Origin of the sequence: Thermus antranikianii DSM 12462, assembly GCF_000423905.1 — a bacterium.
Lineage (GTDB): Bacteria > Deinococcota > Deinococci > Deinococcales > Thermaceae > Thermus > Thermus antranikianii.
The window spans coordinates 1-16,114 of the sequence record NZ_AUIW01000022.1; the positions used below are offsets into that span (position 1 = coordinate 1).

The window sequence follows — 16,114 nt, forward strand, 5'->3', positions numbered from 1 at the left end:
TTTTCCATGCGGGAGTAGCTCAGTCGGTAGAGCACGACCTTGCCAAGGTCGGGGTCGCGGGTTCAAGTCCCGTCTCCCGCTCCACGTAAGCCCCCGGACGCTAGGTTCTGGGGGTTTTTATTTGACGCTCTCGTCGGAGAGCCAGTCGGCCCAGGTTTCCAGGTGGGCGCTATCGGAAACGGCGAGGACCTCCCGCTCGGGCAGGAGGATCCGGGTGATGGAGGTGTTGGGGATGTGGAAGCGCCGCCAGGCGTCGCCCTCGAGGTCCAGGGCCATTTTCAAGGCGGCGCGGATCACGCCTCCATGGGTCACCAGGAGATGCCGGCCGGGTGGGAGGGTTTCGAGGAAAGCTTCCAGGCGCCGGGCCAGGTCCGCCATGCTTTCCCCACCAGGGCGGGGGGTATGCCAGGGATCCCTTTGGGCAGCCCGGATGAACTCGGGGTAACGGACCTCCGCTTCCTCCCGGCTCAGGCCGGCCAAGGCGCCCACGTCGATTTCCCGCAAAAGGGGGGTGGTTTCCAAGGGAAGGCCCAGCACCGCCGCCAGGGGCTCGGCGGTTTCCCGGGCCCGGCGGAGGTCGGAGGCGTAGAGCCCGTGAAAGGGAAGCTGGCTTCGGGAAAGGCGCTGGGCCAGGCGAAAGGCCTGGCCGATCCCCGCAGGGGAGAGGGGTACATCCAGGTGGCCCTGGAAGCGCTTCTTGACGTTCCACTCGGTTTCCCCGTGGCGGATGAGCCAGAGCTCTTTCATACCAGCCGAACTCCGGAGCCTGCCACCACCCGTCCCACTGGGAAGCTTTCCACTAGTTCTTGAGCTCTTTGGGCCTCTTTTTCCGGCAGAACCAGGATAAGCCCAAGGCCCATGTTGAAGACCCGGTACATCTCCTCCTCCGGTATGTTTCCCAGGCGTTGCAGGTAGGGGAAGATAGGGGGGATGGGCCAGCTTCCCTTTTGGATCTCCGCTCCCAGGCCCTGGGGAAGAGCCCGGGGCAGGTTTTCCGGGAGGCCGCCCCCGGTGATGTGGGCGATGGCGTGGATCCTCACCCCAGCTTCCTTGAGCGTTAGGAACTCCTTGAGGTAAGCCCGGTGGGGGCGGAGGAGGGCTTCTTTTAGGCTTTCCCCAAGCTCGGGTATGGGCGCCTCGAGGTCCAGCCCTTCCACCACCTTCCGGATCAGGGAGTAGCCGTTGGTGTGGGGGCCGGAGGAGGGAAGGGCCAGGAGGAGATCCCCTTCCTGGACCCTTTCCGGGCCCAGGATTTCCTCCTTCTCCACCACGCCCACCAGGGTGCCCGCCACATCCCAGGCCCCTTCCCGGTAGACCCCGGGCATCTCGGCGGTCTCCCCGCCCAGAAGGGGAATGCCCAGGGCCTTACAGGCCTCGGCTAGGGAGGTGAGGAGCGCGGAGAGCACCTCCTCCTCCAGGCGGCTTGCCGCCAGGTAGTCCATGAAGAAGAGGGGCAGGGCTCCCTGGGCCAGGAGGTCGTTCACGGAGTGGTTTACCAGGTCAAAGCCCAGCCCGGACACATTGCCCACCTGGAGGGCCAGGAGGGTCTTGGTGCCCACCCCATCCGTGGTGGCCACCAGGACAGGCTCCTTCATTTCCTTTAGCCCCCCGGCGTCGAAAAGCCCCCCAAAGGCTCCAAGCCCCCGTAACACCTTGGAGGTATAGGTGGCGACAATGGCCTCCTTGGCCCTTTTCAGGGCTTCCGCCTTGGCCTCGATGTGCACCCCGGCTTCCTCGTAACGCATCGGCCTTATCCTATCCCAAGGGCCTCGAGGAGAAGCCTTCGCACCAAGTCGGGCTTGGCCTGGCCCTTGGTCCTCCGCATTACCTGGCCCAAAAGGGCGTCCAGGGCTTTGAGCTTGCCCTGGCGCACGCTTTCTGCTGCCTCGGGCATGGCGGCGATCACCTCGGTCACCACAGCCCTCAAGGCTCCCTCGTCCGCCACCACCCTTAGGCCCCGCTCCCGCACCAGGGCCTCGGGATCCTTGCCCTCCAGCACCTCGGGCAGAAGCTCCTTGGCCACCCGGCTGGTGATCTCCCCCCGCTCAAAGAGGGCCACCAGGCGGGCGAGGCCTTCTGGGGTAAGGCGGGTTTGCTCCAAGGTAAGCCCTCGTTCGTTCAAGAGCCCGGCCACGTCCGCCAAAAGCCAGTTGGCCAGGGCCTGGGGAGAGGCTTGGCCCAGGCTTAGGGCTTGGTCCAGGAAGCGGGCCAGGGAAGGGGTGTAGGCCAGGACCTCGGCGTCCTGGGCCTTGATTCCCAAGGCCCGGTAGCGCCCTTCCTTTTCCCAGGGGAGTTCGGGGAGGTCTTGCCGGATGGCCTCGAGCCACTCCCGGGAGATGGGCACCGGGGGGATGTCGGGCTCGGGGAAGTAGCGGTAGTCCGCCTCCTCCTCCTTGGTGCGCAGGGGATAGGTCTTGCCGCTTCCCTCCTCAAAGCCCATGGTGGCCTGTTTGACCCTCTCCCCCCGCCTCAGGATCTCGGTTTGGCGGCGGATCTCGTACTCCAGGGCCCGTTGCACGCTCTTAAAGGAGTTCAGGTTTTTGATCTCCACCTTGGTGCCCAAAGGTTCCCCCGCGCGGCGCAGGGAAACGTTCACGTCGGCCCTCATTTTCCCTTCCTCGGGGCTGGCCTCGGAGATGCCTAGGGTCTGGACCAGGGCTTGGATGCGCTGCAGGAAAAGCCGGGCCTCCTCGGGGCTTTTGAGGTCGGGTTCGGTGACAAGCTCGATCAAGGGGCTTCCCGCCCGGTTCAGGTCCAGAAGGGTGCGGTCTTCCAGATGGAGGCTTTTCCCGGCATCCTCCTCCAGGTGGAGGCGCTTAATGCGCACGGTTCTTTCCCCTAAGGGCAGGCTACCTCCCTGGCCCAGGGGGAGGTCATACTGGCTGATCTGGTAGTTCTTGGGCAGATCGGGATAGAAGTAGTTCTTGCGATGGAAGACCAGCTTCTCCGGAATCCGGCTTCCCAGGGCCAGGGCGAGCCTGAGCCCGAACTCCACCGCCTTCTTATTGGGCACGGGCAGGGCCCCGGGTAACCCCAGGCACACGGGGCAGGTGTGGGTGTTGGGGGGGGCACCGAAATAATCGGCCTGGCACCCGCAGAAGGCCTTGGTCCGGGTCTTTAAGTGCAGGTGGACCTCGAGGCCGATGGCCGCCTCGTACATGGCCTAAAGTTTACCAAGCCCCCTGGGTACTTAAGGGCGCTTGCTCCCCTCCTGCACCCCGGCCAGGCGCATGAACTCCTTGGGGTCCACCGCCCGGCTCAAGCCCATCTCGTAGGTGATCAGCTTGCGCTTGTAGAGATCCGCCAGGCAGGCATCCATGGTGATCATCCCGTACTGGCCCCCGGTCTGGATGACGCTCCGGAGCTGGTGGCTTTTGCCCTCCCGGATCAAGGCCCTTACCGCAGGGGTGGCGATCATGAGCTCGTAGGCCAAGACCCTTCCGCCCCCGAAGGCCTTGGGCAGAAGCTGCTGGGTGAGCACCGCCACCAGGTTGTTGGAAAGCTGCACCCGCACTTGCTCCTGCTGGTTTTCCGGGAAGACGTCGATGATGCGGTCGATGGTCTCGGGGGCAGAGTTGGTGTGCAGGGTGCCCATGACCAAATGCCCGGTTTCCGCGGCGGTGATGGCGGCGGCGATGGTCTCGTAGTCCCGCATCTCCCCCACCAGGATCACATCCGGGGCCTGGCGGAGAACGCTTCTAAGCGCCTTGTGGAAGCTGTGGGTATCGGAGCCGATCTCCCGCTGGTTGACGATGGCCTTTTTGTGCTTGTGGAAGAACTCTATGGGGTCCTCAATGGTCACGATGTGCACGGGCTTGCGTTCGTTGATGTAGTCGATCATGGAGGCTAAGGTGGTGCTCTTCCCCGACCCAGTGGGCCCCGTGACCAGGACCAGGCCCCTGGGAGCCATGGCGATCTCGGCGATGGTCTTGGGCAAGCCGAGTTCCTCAAAGCTCTTGATGGTGGCGGGCACCACCCTTAGGACCCCCCCCACGCTTCCCCGTTGGAGGAAAACGTTTACCCGGTACCGCCCTTTTCCGGGGAGGCTGAAGGAGAAGTCCAGCTCCTTTTCCTCTTCAAAGATCCGCTGCTGCTTTTCGTCCATGAGGGCGTACATGAGCCGGCGGGTATCCTGGGGAGAAAGGGGCTCGTACTCCGTGGGGTGGAACTCTCCGTCCACCTTGATCATGGGGGGAAGGCCCACGGTGATCACCAAATCGCTGGCCCCTCGCTCTACAGCCAGGGTCAGAAGATCGACGATGTCCGGTGTTTTCGCCATAACTAACCCCTTTATTCAATGGTACGCGCCAGGACCTCCTCGAGGGTGGTGATTCCCTGGAGGGCCTTGTAGATGCCGTCCTCCCGCAGGGTTTTCATGCCCTTTTTCCTGGCGATCTCCTTGATCTCCGTGGCCGACTTGCCGGCCACGATGGCGTGGCGGATCTCGTCGTCCACCACCAAAAGCTCGTGGATGGCGTAGCGCCCCTTATAGCCCGTTCCCCCGCAGCGCTCGCATCCCATCCCCTTGTAGAGCTTGGCCCCTTGGATCTCCTCTTCGGAAAGGCCTAAGCGCCGCAGGACCTCGGGGTCGGGCTTCACCTCTACCTTGCAGTGGTCGCAGATCTTCCGCACCAGACGCTGGGAGAGAACCCCGATGAGGGCGGCGGAGATGTTGAAAAGCTCCACCCCCATCTCGTCCAGGCGGGTGATGGCCTGGGCGGCGTCGTTGGTGTGCAGGGTGGCGATGACCAGGTGGCCGGTGAGAGCGGCCTCGGTGGCGATCTTGGCGGTTTCCGAGTCCCGGATCTCCCCCACCATGATGATGTCCGGGTCCTGCCTTAGGAAGGCCCTGAGGGCCCGGGCAAAGGTGAGGCCAGCTTGGGGGTTCACCTGGGTCTGGTTGATGCCGGGGATCTCGTACTCCACGGGGTCCTCGATGGTCTGGGTGTTCTTGTCGGGGGTGGCGATGCGCTTGAGGATGGAGAAGGTGGTGAAGCTTTTGCCGCTTCCGGTGGGCCCGGTGATGAGGAAGATGCCGTAGGGCTTGGAGATCACCTCCTGGAAGCGCTCAAAGACCCCAGGGGCGAAGCCCAGGCCCTCGATCTCGGGGATGTCGGCGGCCTTTTTCAGAAGGCGCATCACCGCCTTTTCCCCGTAGACCGTGGGCAGGGTGGAGAGGCGGAGGTCCACGTCGATGGAACCTTCCCGGTAGCGCACCCGCCCGTCCTGGGGCAGGCGCCTTTCGGCGATGTTGAGGCCGCCCATGATCTTGACCACGCTGATGATGGAGTTTAGGGCCCCCTTGGGCAGGGTGGTGTACTGGCGCAAGACCCCGTCGATGCGAAGGCGCACCAGGACGTCGGACTGGCGGGGTTCTATGTGGATGTCGGAGGCATCCTGCAGGAAGGCCTCCCGGATTACCTGTTTGACAAACTTCTGGGCGGCGCTTTCGTCCAGCTCAGGGGTGACGGCTTCCTCCTCCTCCTGGTAGCCCTTGGACAGCTCCTTGGCGATCTCGCCGAGTTCCTCCTTGCCGTAGAAGCGTTCGATGAGCTTGGTGATGGCGGCCTCCGTGGCCACGGCGGGCTGAACCTCGTAGGCCAGGCCCTTGCGCTTAAGGGCCAAGCGCACGTCGTCCAGGGCCAGGATGTTCCTGGGATCCTTCATGAGGAGGACCAGGGTCTTGCCCTCCAGGCGGTGGGGGAAGATCCCGTACCGCCGGGCCAGGTCCTCGGGGAGGAGGAGGGCGGCCCCGGGATCCGGAGGGTTCTCCTCGGGGTTGATGTAGGCGTAGCCCAGCTGGGTGGCCACCGCCTGGGCCAGGGCTTCGGGCCTGAGCTTGCCCGAGGCCACCAGGGTGTCCTCGAGGCGGCCTCCACCCTGGCGTTGCTTCTTCAGGGCTTCCTCCACGTCCTCGGGCCGGGCCAAGCCCAGCTCCACCAGGATCTCCCCCAGGGGCTTGGCCTTGGGCAGACGCCTTTGCACCTCGAGGGCCTCTCTTAAATCCTCCCGGCTCAGGCGCCCCTCCTGGACCAGGACCTCCCCCAGGCGGCTTTTTTCCGGATAGGCCTGGTGGAAAAGGGCTTCCCACTCCTTGGGAAGGGTGAGGAAGAAGCGGGCGGGGCGCCCAAGGAGCTCCGCCACTGCCTCCTTGTGACGGGGATCGGCGAGGACCACCTCCACCTCCCCGTTGTTGAAGCCCACGGGCACGGCGCTATAGCGCAGGGCATCCGAGCGCAGGAGAAGGTTGGTGGCGGCCGGATCGGGGGATAGGCCCTGGGTGGAGGGGAGAAATTCCATTCCCTTCTGCTCGGCCAAAACCCGGTAGAGGACTTCCTCGGGTAGCCCCTTTCGCACCAGGATGCGGCCCAGGAGATCCCCGGTCTTTTCCTGCTCCACCAGGGCTTCCTCCAGGGTGTTCCGGTCCAGGAGGCCCTTTTCCACCAGAAGCTCGCCCACCCTCAGCTCCTCCCGGCTGGGGCCGCTGGGGGGAGGGGGTAGGGGCAGGTTGAGCTCGGGGTAGTGCTTGGCCAAGGCGTAGAGGAAGGCGCTCTTGGTGGCCTGGTAGGGTTCCACCACCATCCCGGTGAGGTCCTCCACCTCCTCGAGGGCCAAGGTGTCCAGGGGGTTTACGAAGGCCACCCGCACCACCCCTGCCTCCTCGTCCAGGGCGAAGGGGATGGCCTGGAGTTCCTTGGCCTTCTCCGCCGGCAGGAGGGCCTTCACCTTGGGGGGGATCTCCAAAGTGTGGAGCTCCACCAGGGGGATGCCGAAGTGGTCCTCGATGGCCTGGGCGATCCGCCTTTCCGAAAGCAGCCCCGAGTCCACGATGACCTCGGCCAAGGAACCCCCCACCTCCCGGTGCTTCTCCAGGGCCATCTGCAGCTCCTCGTCGGTGAGGAGGCCGGCATCCAATAGGATGGCACCTAGCCGTTTGTCCCCGATGGTGAGCACGCTCATCCCAATCCTCCCCGTGGCCTTCTGAATGGAGTCTCCAGCATCCGTATGAAACGGGTGTAAAAGAATTCCCTTTCCCGCAAGGGGGGTACCAAAACGGTGTAGGCTCCCACCAGGTTGCCCCCAAGGACGTCGGTGAAGATCTGGTCCCCCACCACCGCCACCTCCTTGGGAGGAAGGCCTAGGGCCTTCAGGGCCCTTTGAAACCCGAGCCAGGGTTTGAGGGCTGGGGCGTGGCCAGGGAGGCCGAGCCTTCCCTGGATCCGGGCGAAGCGGTCGGGGAGGGCGTTGGAGAGGAGGTAGACGGGAACCTCGGCCTTTAGGGCCTCCAGCCAGGCTTGGTGCTCGGGCAAGGGTTCCTCCTCCCCATAGGGCAGGAGGGTGTTGTCCAGATCCAGGATAACCCCCTTTAGGCCCCGTTCCTCGAGCCACTTCGGGGTTAGGTGGAGGAGGGAGGGCAGGACCGCCCGGGGGAAGAGCATAGCCTTATTGTGGCACGGCAGGGTGAACAGGCCCTTAACGGGGGAGCATGACGAGTCCCCACATCCGTCCCGTCTTTCCCTGGTCGCGGCGGTGGGAGAAGAGGGTGGGTTCGCAGTGGGTGCAAAGGCCTACCCGGTAGATCCTTTCCCGGGAAAGCCCAGCCCTTTCGGCTTGGAGAAGGAGGGCCCTTTCCAGATCCAGAAGGTACTTGCCCGGGGCTTTGGGGTCCGGGGTAAAGGTATGGAGGCCCGCTTGGGCAAACCGCTCCGCCACCTCTTCTCCCACCTGGTAGCACCGGCCTCCGATGCCGGGGCCGATGGCCAGGTGGACCTCCTTGGGATCCAGGCCCAGGTTTTCCAACCGCTCCAAGGCCCGGGGGAGGATCCCCCCCACCACTCCCCGCCAGCCCGCGTGGAGGGCCGCCACCGCCCCTTTGGGGTGGTAGAGCAGAAGGGGGTAGCAATCCGCCACCCCCACCCTGAGGAGGAGGCCAGGGGTGCGGGTGAGGAGGCCATCCCCCTCCCAAACCCCGGGGCCTTCCACCAGGTGGATCTCCGTGCCGTGCACCTGCTTGAGCCCGGCCACGGGGGGATGGCCGAATCGGGAGAGGACCCGCCTTTGGTTCTCGGCCACCCGTTCGGGGTCGTCCCCGGTGGCCGCGGAAAGGTTCAAGCTTTGAAAGGGCCCTTGGGAAACCCCGCCCAGGCGGGTGGTGAAGCCATGGGGCACGGGCAGGGGGGTGGTGAGGAGGGGAACCATGGCTCTATTGTGCCCTGGGGTTCCGCAAAGCGTGCCCTTACCCCTATTCTTCACAGGCTCAGGTGTATACTATAACCCCATGAAGACGGACCGGAACCAGCTCCGCTTCAACCAGGTTCTCCTCACCCTTCTTCTCCCCCTGGCGGCGCTTTTGGACCTGCCCCTTCTGGTCTATCTCCTTTTCCTCCTCATGGTAAGCCAGCATACCCCTTGGGATCTGATGGTGGCCTTGAAGCGGGTCTTGGGCATCCCGGCCAAGCCGGTGGAGGAGGATCCCAGGCCCCACCGCTTCGCCCGCACCTTGGGGGCGGTGTTTTTGGGGCTTTCCTCCCTCTTCCTCCTTCTCGGGCTCAAGGGGGTGGGGTACGCCTTGGCCCTGGTGGTGGCCCTTTTGGCCTTCGTCAACCTGGCCTTCGGCTTCTGCCTGGGTTGCTTCCTCTACCTGCACCTGCGTTACGCCCGGGCCCTTTTCACCGGGAAATAGCCTCCAGAAGGCGCACCATCTCGATGGCGGTGAAGACCGCCTCAGCTCCCTTGTTCCCTGCTTTGCCCCCGGCCCTTTCCTGGGCTTCCTCCGGGGTGTTGGTGGTAAGGACGCCGAAGATGATGGGTTTTTCCGTCTGAAGCATGGCCTGCATGAGGCCAGAAGCAGCCTGGGCGGCCACGTACTCGAAATGGGGGGTTTCCCCCCGCACCACAGCGCCTAAAGCCACCACCGCATCCACGTCGGGGCGCAGGGCCAGGCGCTTGGCCACCAGGGGTAGCTCAAAGGAACCCGGCACCCAGGCCACCAGAACCTCGGCGGGGTCTCCGCCCAGGCGGGCGTAGGCCTCGAGGGCCCCTTCCAGGAGGAGCTTGGTCACCCGTTCGTTGAAGCGGCCCACGGCGATGGCCAGGCGTACCCCTTTGGCGGTAAGGATGGGGGAGAGGGTCTTGGGCTTCATGGTCCCAATATACTTTGGGGGTGGAGCGGTATCTCCTGGTGGCCTTGGGCGGGGCCTTGGGCTCCGCCTTGCGCTATGGGCTTGGGGCCTGGGTGCAGGCCCTTACCGGGCCCAGCTTCCCCTATAGCACCCTCTTGATCAACGCTTTGGGCAGTTTCCTCATCGGCGTGGTGATCCGCCTGTCCCTGGAGGGGGCCCTTTCCGGGGAGGGGCGCCTCTTCCTGGCGGTAGGGGTGTTGGGGGGGTTCACCACCTTCTCCACCTTTAGCTACGAGACCCTGGCCCTCATCCAGGATGGCGAGGCGTGGAGGGCCTTTTTATACGTCTTTTTCAGCGTCTTCCTGGGCCTTTTCCTGGTGCTCCTGGGCTACCGCCTGGGCGGGGCCCTGGTAGCCTAGGGGTATGAAGCTGGAAGGGGAGGCCAAGCTCCTGCGCGTCTTTGTGGGGGAGTCGGACCGGCATGGGGGGAGGCCCCTCTATGAAGCCATCGTCCTCGAGGCCAAGCGCCAGGGCCTGGCCGGGGCCACGGTGTTCAAGGGCTTCATGGGCTTCGGTGCCCACTCCCGCATCCACACCGCCAAGGTGCTCCAGCTCTCCGAGGACCTGCCCGTCATGATCGAGATCGTGGACACCGACGAGAAGATCCGGGCCTTTCTGCCCGTGTTGGAGGGGATGGTGAAGGAGGGGCTGGTGACCCTGGAGAAGGTGGAGGTCATCCGCTACCGAAGCCGGTGATCCAGGGCGCTTTCTTTTCCTGGGGGCTGGTCTAGCCTGAAGGTATGGAGAGGATTCCCCCGGGCCAGGTGGTCACGGAGCGGTTCCCTATCCTCACCTATGGGGAGGAGCCCAGGGTTTCCCCCGAGGAGTGGCGGTTTTCCCTCTTCGGCCTGGTGGAGGAGCCTTTCACCCTCACCTACCCGGAGCTCCTCCGCCTGCCCCAGGTGGAGGTGGTGCGGGACTTCCACTGCGTCACCCGCTGGAGCCGCCTGGATGTGGCCTGGCGGGGGGTGCGGGTGAGGGACCTTTTGCTGAAGGCCAAGCCCAAGCCCCAGGCGGTGGCCGCCTTGGTTCACAGCTACGGAGGCTACACCACCAACCTCTTCCTGGAGGACCTCCTGCGGGAGGATGTCCTCCTCGCCCATACCCTTTTCGACAAGCCCCTGCCTTTGGAGCGGGGTGGGCCGGTGCGCCTGGTGGTGCCCCACCTCTACGCCTGGAAAAGCGCCAAGTGGGTGCGGGGCATTGAGCTTCTGGACCACTTGGAGCTGGGGTTTTGGGAAAAACTGGGCTACCACTTCCGGGGCGACCCCTGGCGGGAGGAGCGCTTTCAGGAGGGTCCCATCCCCGCCGCCAGCCTGAGGTTCCAAAGCCGAAAAGGAGGGAGGGAAGGATGACGGCTCTGGAGCAAGCCCGCATGGATGTGGAGGAGGCCTTGCGCCGTTACTGGGAGTGCGTGAAGGCGGAGGAGGAGGAGTACGCCGAGGACTACGAGCGGGTCACCTTTATGGAGTACGAGGCCCCCGCTCCCGATCCCTGTGCCGAGGCCTTTTCCCGGCTGGTGGCGGCGGTGCGGGCCTACGAGAGGGCCTCGGGGCGGCGGGATGACCTGGACCTGGGCGCGCTGAGGAACCGGGTTTACGAGGCCCTGGACAGAGGGTAGGCTTGGGCCCTGCCTCCCTGGAAGTAATGGGCCTCTTGGTATCCGAGGTTGAGGAGAAGATCCACCGCCTCTTTGAAGGCGTACCCCACCTGGGGGGGCTGGTGGGCGTCGGAGCCCAGCACCACCCCGATCCCGAGCTCTCGGGCCCGCCGTAGGAGGGCGGGGGCTGGGTAGATCTCCTGGGCCGGGTTCCGGAGCCCGGCGGTGTTCACATCCAGGAGAAGCCCCTCCTCCGCTATGGCTCTAAGGGCGGGTTCGGCCAACTCCACGAGAGCTTCCTCCGGAAGGCGGTGGCCGAACTTCTTGGGCAGGTCCAGGTGCCCGATAGCGTGAAAGAGGCCACTTCTTGCCGCTTTTTCCACCTCCTGGAAGTAGGCCTGGAAGACCCCCTTCAGATCTCGCCAGGTGTACTCCTCCTGGTGGTCGGGATGGTCCAGGGGCCAGGCCCCCAGGTAGTGGACGCTGCCGATCACGTAGTCGAAGGGGTAGCCTTTAAGCAGGGTCCGCACGAACTCCTCCGTGCCCTCGTGGAAGTCGGCTTCCAGACCGATCCCCACGTAGAGGTCTGGGTGATCCTCCCGGATTTTCTCCAGGGCCAGGAGGTAAAAGGGTAAGGCCTCGAGGCGCATGCGGCTCATGGGATCGTACCAGGAAGGCATGGGGCTGTGGTCGGTGAAAACCAGGCCCTTCAGCCCTGCCTTCCGGGCGTAAAACAGGTACTCCCCCGGAGCCCCCTGAGCATGGCCGCAAAGGGGGGTATGGACGTGGCTATCCACCATGTACCGATTCTATCCGAAGAAGGGTTCCTTCCCAGGTGTAGGCGACCACCCTTTGCCCCAGGGCCTGGGACAGATCCAGGGAGAGGAAGGGATCCTCCAGGAGCCCTCCTTCAAGCGGAGGGAGGGTGGTCACCTCCTGCACCAGAACGGTCAGGGCTGAGGGAAAAAGGGCGGGGTAGCGTTCCAGGATGGCTTCTACCCGGAAGGCTTCGGCCCAAAGCCGCTTCACAGCGAAAAGGGCCTCCTGTGGGTTCCGGGCCAGGCGGTAGGTTCCTTCCCCTGCCCGGCGGACGAGGAAGGGTCCCTTGCCCTCGAGGGTTTCCAGGAAGGCTTCAGCCCGCTCAGGGAGAAGGTAGCTTTCCCGCACCGCCCGCTTTGCCTCCTCCGCCGCCAGCAGCAACCTTTCCTCATCCACGCGCACGCCAAAGACTCCCTGAAAAAGCCTACCGATGCGCTCGGCAAGGTTGTTGAGGCGGGCGAACTCCTCCCAAAGCCCCACTACCCAGGTTTTCCCCACGGGGAAACCCAGGTCCTGGGCCTGCCTCAGGAGGAGAACCTCTCCCTGGCCTTCCGCTTGGGCCAAGGGGGTTAGTCCAGGGCTCGCCATAGGTACCAAGCCAGGTGGCTGCGGTAGGGCCGGAAGGCCTCGCCGAAAGCAGGAAGCGCCAGGGCTTCCACACCGAAGAGCGCCTGGGCTGCCCGGCGTAGACCCAGGTCTCCCACAGGCCAGACATCGGGCCGCCTCAGGCCGAACATGAGGAACATATCCACCGTCCAGGGGCCTATGCCTTGTACCGGCAGAAGCCTTTCCTTGACCGCTTCGTCCTCCAGGGAGTCCAACCCGTCCAGAAGCCCTTCCAGGCTCCTAGCGGCCAGGTCCCGAAGGGCCTGGGCCTTGGCGTGGGAAAGCCCCGCCTGGCGGAGGAGGGCGAGGGGTACTTGGAGGAGGGCTTCAGGATGGGGCTCTACCTTGGACCAGAGCCGGGCGCTGATGGCGGCTGCTGCTTTGCCCGAAAGCTGCTGGGCCACGATGCTTTCGGCCAGCACCTTGAAGGGTTCTTCCCGGGGTGCCACATGGGGTAGGAAGGGGGCAGGGCCGAAGCGGCGGTAGAACTCCGCCAGGATCAGATGCTCAAACAAAGCGTACCCCTTCGGCCCGGGTTACCTTGCCCTGGTAGAGGAAGGTGATCTGGCGCAAGGTGGCCTGAAGGTCAAAGGGCGTGAGGGCGCTGGTGGCGTCCTCCGGGAGGACCACCCGGTACCAGCGAAGGGCGGCGGAGCCTGCGGTGTGGAGCACGCAGATGTTGGCCACGGTGCCCGTCACCACCACGTGCTTTATCCCCCAAAGGTGCAGGTAGTGGTCCAGGGGGGTGCCGTAGAAGGCGTCGTAGCGCACCTTCTGGATGATCAGGTCCCCCGGCTCAGGGCGGAGGTCCTCCAGGATCTCCGCCCCCCAGGTGCCCGCCACCGCATGCCGGGGCCAGATCTGGAACTCGGGGTCGTCCTCCCGGTGCCAGTCCTGGGTGTAGACCACCTTGGCCCCCGCCTGCCGCGCCCTTTCCAGAAGAAGCCGGATGGCCGGAACGCTTTTAGGGGCATCGGGCACGAAAAGGGCACCTTGAGGGTGGGCGAAGTCGTTTTGCATGTCCACCACGATCAAGGCGGTTTCCTTGGCGGGAAGCTCCAGGCTTTCCACCTTGGGGATTTCCGGAACTTCTACCATACCCTTATTTTGCCACCTTGACCCGGGGGAGGGGAGGGGCTACACTCTAGCGCATGAAAATACGGGACCTCCTAAAGGCGCGCAAGGGGCCCCTCTTCTCCTTTGAGTTCTTCCCCCCCAGGACCCCGGAAGGGGAAGAGGCCCTTTTCCGCACCATGGAGGAGCTTAAGGCCTTCCGGCCCGCCTTCGTCTCCATCACCTACGGGGCCATGGGGAGCACCCGGGAAAGGAGCGTCCTCTGGGCGAAGCGGATCCTGGACCTAAAGCTAAACGCCCTCGCCCACCTCACCGTGGCCGGGCAAAGCCGGGAGGAGGTGGCGGAGGTCCTGGACCGCTTCGTGGAGGCGGGGGTGGAGAACATCCTGGCCCTTAGAGGCGACCCTCCCCAAGGGGAACGGGTCTTTAGACCCCATCCCGAGGGGTTCCGCTACGCTTCCGAGCTGGTGGCCTATATTCGTGCCCGCTACGGGGAGGAGCTCTCCGTGGGCGGGGCCGCCTACCCCGAGGGGCATCCGGAAAGCAGGAGCCTCGAGGCCGACCTGCGCCATTTCAAGGCCAAGGTGGAGGCGGGGCTGGACTTCGCCATCACCCAGCTTTTCTTCAACAACGCCCACTACTTCGGCTTCCTGGAAAGGGCCAGGAGGATGGGCATAGAGATCCCCATCCTCCCCGGCATCATGCCCGTAACCAACTACGCCCAGCTCCGCCGCTTCACCGAGGTCTGCGGGGCCAGCATCCCCGGGCCCCTTCTTTCCAAGCTGGAAAGGTACCAGGGGGATCCTAAGGCCATCCTGGAGATCGGGGTGGAGCACGCCACCCGCCAGGTGGCAGAGCTTTTGGAGGCCGGGGTGGAGGGAGTGCACTTTTACACCCTCAACAAAAGCCCGGCCACCCGCATGGTTTTGGAGAGGCTCGGCTTTAAGCCCCAGCCTTAAACCCCGATGGCCTCCCCGAAGGTGGCCAGGTGGGCCGCCTGGCCCCGCTGGGCAAGAAGCCGCTGAAGCTCTCCTAGCTTCTCCTCTTCCCCGTGCACCAGGGCTACCCGGGGCTGCCCTTCCAGCCAGTCCAGAAGCTCATCCTGCCCCGCATGCCCCGAGAAGCCGCCCAGGGTGTGGACGCTGGCCCTAAGGGGTACCTCCTGCCCCAGAAGGCGGATGCGCTCGGGCCTTTGGATGATCTCGGCTCCCAGGCCCCCTCGAGGCTGGTAGCCCACGAAGACCAAGGTGTTCTTAGGATCGGAAAGGCCGTGCTTCAGGTGGTGGAGGATCCGCCCCCCGGTGAGCATGCCGCTTCCCGCGATGATCACCATGGGGCCGGGCTCGCGGTTTAAGGCCTTGGATTCCTCCACGCTTTCCACCACCCGAAGCCCCCGGGGGCGGAAGGGATTCTTCCCCGCCAGGAAGTAGGCCTGCACCTCCTCGCTGAAGTAGCGCACCAGCTGGGGATAGAGGTCAAGGACCCGCTCGGCCATGGGGGAGTCCAGGTAGATGGGGGCCTCGGGCAGGCGGTGGCCGTTTTCATAGAGGAGGAAAAGGATTTCCTGGGCGCGCTCCACGGCAAACGAGGGGATGAAGACCTTGCCGCCTTGGCCCAGGGTTCGTTTTAGGATCTCCAAAAACTCCTGCACCGTGGCGGCAAAGGACCGGTGGGGCCGGTCCCCGTAGGTGCCCTCGCAGAGGATCAGATCCGCCTTGGGGGGTGAGGAGGGGTCGGGGAGGACGGTCTTTTGCCTGTTGCCCAGGTCCCCGCTATAGACCAGGGTCTTCCCCTCCCCCTGGACCACCACGAAGGCGCTTCCCGGAAGGTGTCCCGCCTGGCCGAAGGTGAGGGCGAGGTCTCCCAGCCTGAGCCATTCCCCGTACTCCAGGAGGCGGACGTGGCGGAGGGCCTCCTCCACATCCTCCTCCTCGAAAAAGGGGGTTTCCATGACCTTGAGGGCGTCCTCGAGGACGATCTGCATCAGCAAAAAAGTGGCCTGGGTGGCGTAGACCGGCCCCCTATACCCCTCCCGGAAAAGCTTGGGCAGACGGCCCACGTGGTCCAGGTGGGCGTGGGTGAGGACCACGGCGTCCACCGCCTGGGGGTCAAAGCCAAAGGGGGCGTGGTTCTTCTCTTCCCCGTGCCCCTGGAACATGCCGCAGTCCAGGAGGATCCGCCTGCCCTCGGCCAACAGGAGGTGGCAGCTTCCCGTGACCTCCCGAGCGGCGCCAAAAGGTACGATGCGCATGCCTTTATCTTGACACTCACCTGTGGGTGTGCTAGCCTATTCCCTCGGACAGGGTCCTATCCCCCGTCCTGCCACCCTAGCTCAACAGGCAGAGCACCCGACTTGTAATCGGGGGGTTGGGGGTTCAACTCCCCTGGGTGGCTCCAAGCGGGCGTGGGCAGGTGCCCGAGCGGCCAAAGGGGACGGTCTGTAAAACCGTTGGCGCATGCCTTCGCTGGTTCGAATCCAGCCCTGCCCACCAAAGGTGTGCCCAGCACACCCTCATGCGGGAGTAGCTCAGTTGGTAGAGCATCGGCTTCCCAAGCCGAGGGTCGCGGGTTCGAGTCCCGTCTCCCGCTCCACGAGCTCGCGTAGCTCAGCAGGTAGAGCACACCCTTGGTAAGGGTGAGGTCGCCGGTTCGAGCCCGGCCGCGAGCTCCATCTTTTTGTCTGCCCTGGGCTTAAGGCCCCCAGGGCGGCTTTTGCGTGCAAGAAAGAAGGAGGAACCATGGCCAAGGGCGAGTTTATCCGTACGAAGCCTCACGTGAACGTGGGGACGATTGGGCACGTGGACCACGGGAAGACGACGTTGACTGCGGCGTT

At 64.7% G+C, this 16,114-nt stretch carries 20 protein-coding genes and 5 tRNA genes; 12 read left to right on the top strand and 13 right to left on the bottom strand.

The features are described from left to right. Positions 1–8 precede the first annotated feature (8 nt). Positions 9–84: transfer RNA gene (locus G584_RS0110560), tRNA-Gly, on the top strand. A gap of 33 nt (positions 85–117) precedes the next feature. Here G584_RS0110560 and G584_RS0110565 read toward each other — a convergent pair. Genes G584_RS0110565 through pgeF form a run of 7 tightly spaced genes read right to left on the bottom strand, consistent with a single transcriptional unit; the run spans position 118 to position 8,199 of the window. Further along, positions 118–747, bottom strand: coding sequence for a histidine phosphatase family protein (locus G584_RS0110565; RefSeq protein WP_028494587.1), 630 nt, complete (start codon positions 745–747; stop codon positions 118–120). Further along, positions 744–1,745, bottom strand: a complete 1,002-nt coding sequence (gene purM, locus G584_RS0110570; protein ID WP_028494588.1) for a phosphoribosylformylglycinamidine cyclo-ligase — start codon at positions 1,743–1,745, stop codon at positions 744–746. The genes G584_RS0110565 and purM overlap by 4 nt, the downstream gene beginning before the upstream one ends. A 5-nt stretch (positions 1,746–1,750) precedes the next feature. After that, positions 1,751–3,160: an Asp-tRNA(Asn)/Glu-tRNA(Gln) amidotransferase subunit GatB gene (gatB, locus tag G584_RS0110575; RefSeq protein ID WP_028494589.1), complete on the bottom strand. Its 1,410-nt coding sequence runs from the start codon at positions 3,158–3,160 to the stop codon at positions 1,751–1,753. A 30-nt stretch (positions 3,161–3,190) separates the two neighbouring features. Then, positions 3,191–4,279, bottom strand: coding sequence for a type IV pilus twitching motility protein PilT (locus G584_RS0110580; protein ID WP_028494590.1), 1,089 nt, complete (start codon positions 4,277–4,279; stop codon positions 3,191–3,193). 11 nt (positions 4,280–4,290) lie between these two features. After that, positions 4,291–6,960 carry a type IV pilus assembly ATPase PilB gene (gene pilB, locus G584_RS0110585; protein ID WP_028494591.1) on the bottom strand — a complete coding sequence of 890 codons (2,670 nt, stop codon included), beginning with the start codon at positions 6,958–6,960 and terminating at the stop codon, positions 4,291–4,293. Continuing rightward, on the bottom strand, positions 6,957–7,439 hold the full coding sequence (locus tag G584_RS0110590; RefSeq protein ID WP_028494592.1) for a YqeG family HAD IIIA-type phosphatase: 483 nt from the start codon (positions 7,437–7,439) through the stop codon (positions 6,957–6,959). Before G584_RS0110590 ends, pilB begins: the two co-directional genes overlap by 4 nt. A gap of 34 nt (positions 7,440–7,473) precedes the next feature. Beyond that, positions 7,474–8,199, bottom strand: coding sequence for a peptidoglycan editing factor PgeF (gene pgeF / locus G584_RS0110595; RefSeq protein ID WP_028494593.1), 726 nt, complete (start codon positions 8,197–8,199; stop codon positions 7,474–7,476). A 79-nt stretch (positions 8,200–8,278) separates the two neighbouring features. On the opposite strand from pgeF, the gene G584_RS0110600 reads away from it, so the two are divergent. Beyond that, on the top strand, positions 8,279–8,683 hold the full coding sequence (locus G584_RS0110600; protein WP_028494594.1) for a DUF4395 family protein: 405 nt from the start codon (positions 8,279–8,281) through the stop codon (positions 8,681–8,683). Here the strand turns inward: G584_RS0110600 and ribH are convergent. Further along, entirely contained in the window at positions 8,670–9,143 is a 474-nt protein-coding gene (gene ribH / locus G584_RS0110605; RefSeq protein WP_028494595.1) for a 6,7-dimethyl-8-ribityllumazine synthase, read from the bottom strand. The genes G584_RS0110600 and ribH overlap by 14 nt on opposite strands. A 20-nt stretch (positions 9,144–9,163) precedes the next feature. On the opposite strand from ribH, the gene crcB reads away from it, so the two are divergent. From crcB to G584_RS0110625, 4 genes are read left to right on the top strand one after another with little or no spacing between them, the layout of a single operon-like run. After that, the gene (gene crcB, locus G584_RS0110610) at positions 9,164–9,541 is read left to right on the top strand and encodes a fluoride efflux transporter CrcB (protein WP_028494596.1); all 378 of its coding nucleotides are present in this window, start codon (positions 9,164–9,166) and stop codon (positions 9,539–9,541) included. Between the two features lie 4 nt (positions 9,542–9,545). After that, complete coding sequence (locus G584_RS0110615) at positions 9,546–9,878, top strand: DUF190 domain-containing protein (RefSeq protein WP_028494597.1); 333 nt, start codon at positions 9,546–9,548, stop codon at positions 9,876–9,878. Between the two features lie 44 nt (positions 9,879–9,922). Then, entirely contained in the window at positions 9,923–10,537 is a 615-nt protein-coding gene (locus tag G584_RS0110620; protein WP_028494598.1) for a sulfite oxidase-like oxidoreductase, read from the top strand. Next, complete coding sequence (locus G584_RS0110625; RefSeq protein WP_028494599.1) at positions 10,534–10,803, top strand: hypothetical protein; 270 nt, start codon at positions 10,534–10,536, stop codon at positions 10,801–10,803. Before G584_RS0110620 ends, G584_RS0110625 begins: the two co-directional genes overlap by 4 nt. Here G584_RS0110625 and G584_RS0110630 read toward each other — a convergent pair. The 4 genes from G584_RS0110630 to G584_RS0110645 are packed head-to-tail and all read right to left on the bottom strand — an operon-like array spanning position 10,779 to position 13,305. Continuing rightward, a complete protein-coding gene (locus tag G584_RS0110630) occupies positions 10,779–11,582 on the bottom strand; it encodes a histidinol-phosphatase HisJ family protein (RefSeq protein WP_028494600.1) in 804 nt (267 codons plus the stop codon). The two genes, G584_RS0110625 and G584_RS0110630, sit on opposite strands and share 25 nt — an antisense overlap. Beyond that, complete coding sequence (locus G584_RS0110635; RefSeq protein WP_028494601.1) at positions 11,572–12,189, bottom strand: hypothetical protein; 618 nt, start codon at positions 12,187–12,189, stop codon at positions 11,572–11,574. The genes G584_RS0110630 and G584_RS0110635 overlap by 11 nt, the downstream gene beginning before the upstream one ends. After that, positions 12,171–12,722, bottom strand: coding sequence for a DNA-3-methyladenine glycosylase family protein (locus G584_RS0110640; protein ID WP_028494602.1), 552 nt, complete (start codon positions 12,720–12,722; stop codon positions 12,171–12,173). Before G584_RS0110640 ends, G584_RS0110635 begins: the two co-directional genes overlap by 19 nt. Continuing rightward, positions 12,715–13,305, bottom strand: a complete 591-nt coding sequence (locus tag G584_RS0110645) for a nicotinamidase (protein ID WP_028494603.1) — start codon at positions 13,303–13,305, stop codon at positions 12,715–12,717. The genes G584_RS0110640 and G584_RS0110645 overlap by 8 nt, the downstream gene beginning before the upstream one ends. A gap of 53 nt (positions 13,306–13,358) precedes the next feature. Here G584_RS0110645 and metF point away from each other — a divergent pair, with 53 nt between their 5' ends. Continuing rightward, positions 13,359–14,240 (top strand): methylenetetrahydrofolate reductase [NAD(P)H], encoded by an 882-nt coding sequence (gene metF, locus G584_RS0110650; protein ID WP_028494604.1) that lies wholly within the window; start codon positions 13,359–13,361, stop codon positions 14,238–14,240. Here metF and G584_RS0110655 read toward each other — a convergent pair. After that, entirely contained in the window at positions 14,237–15,532 is a 1,296-nt protein-coding gene (locus G584_RS0110655; RefSeq protein WP_028494605.1) for an MBL fold metallo-hydrolase, read from the bottom strand. The two genes, metF and G584_RS0110655, sit on opposite strands and share 4 nt — an antisense overlap. A 70-nt stretch (positions 15,533–15,602) precedes the next feature. Between G584_RS0110655 and G584_RS0110665 the strand changes: the two genes are divergently transcribed. From G584_RS0110665 to G584_RS12715, 5 genes are all read left to right on the top strand, one after another. After that, positions 15,603–15,678: transfer RNA gene (locus G584_RS0110665), tRNA-Thr, on the top strand. 9 nt (positions 15,679–15,687) lie between these two features. Continuing rightward, positions 15,688–15,773, top strand: a tRNA-Tyr gene (locus G584_RS0110670). A gap of 24 nt (positions 15,774–15,797) precedes the next feature. After that, positions 15,798–15,873 (top strand) — tRNA-Gly (locus tag G584_RS0110675). Positions 15,874–15,876: 3 nt separating this feature from the next. After that, positions 15,877–15,952: transfer RNA gene (locus tag G584_RS0110680), tRNA-Thr, on the top strand. Between the two features lie 67 nt (positions 15,953–16,019). Then, a partial coding sequence (locus G584_RS12715; RefSeq protein WP_038051123.1) for a GTP-binding protein occupies positions 16,020–16,114 on the top strand: 95 nt, incomplete at its 3' end.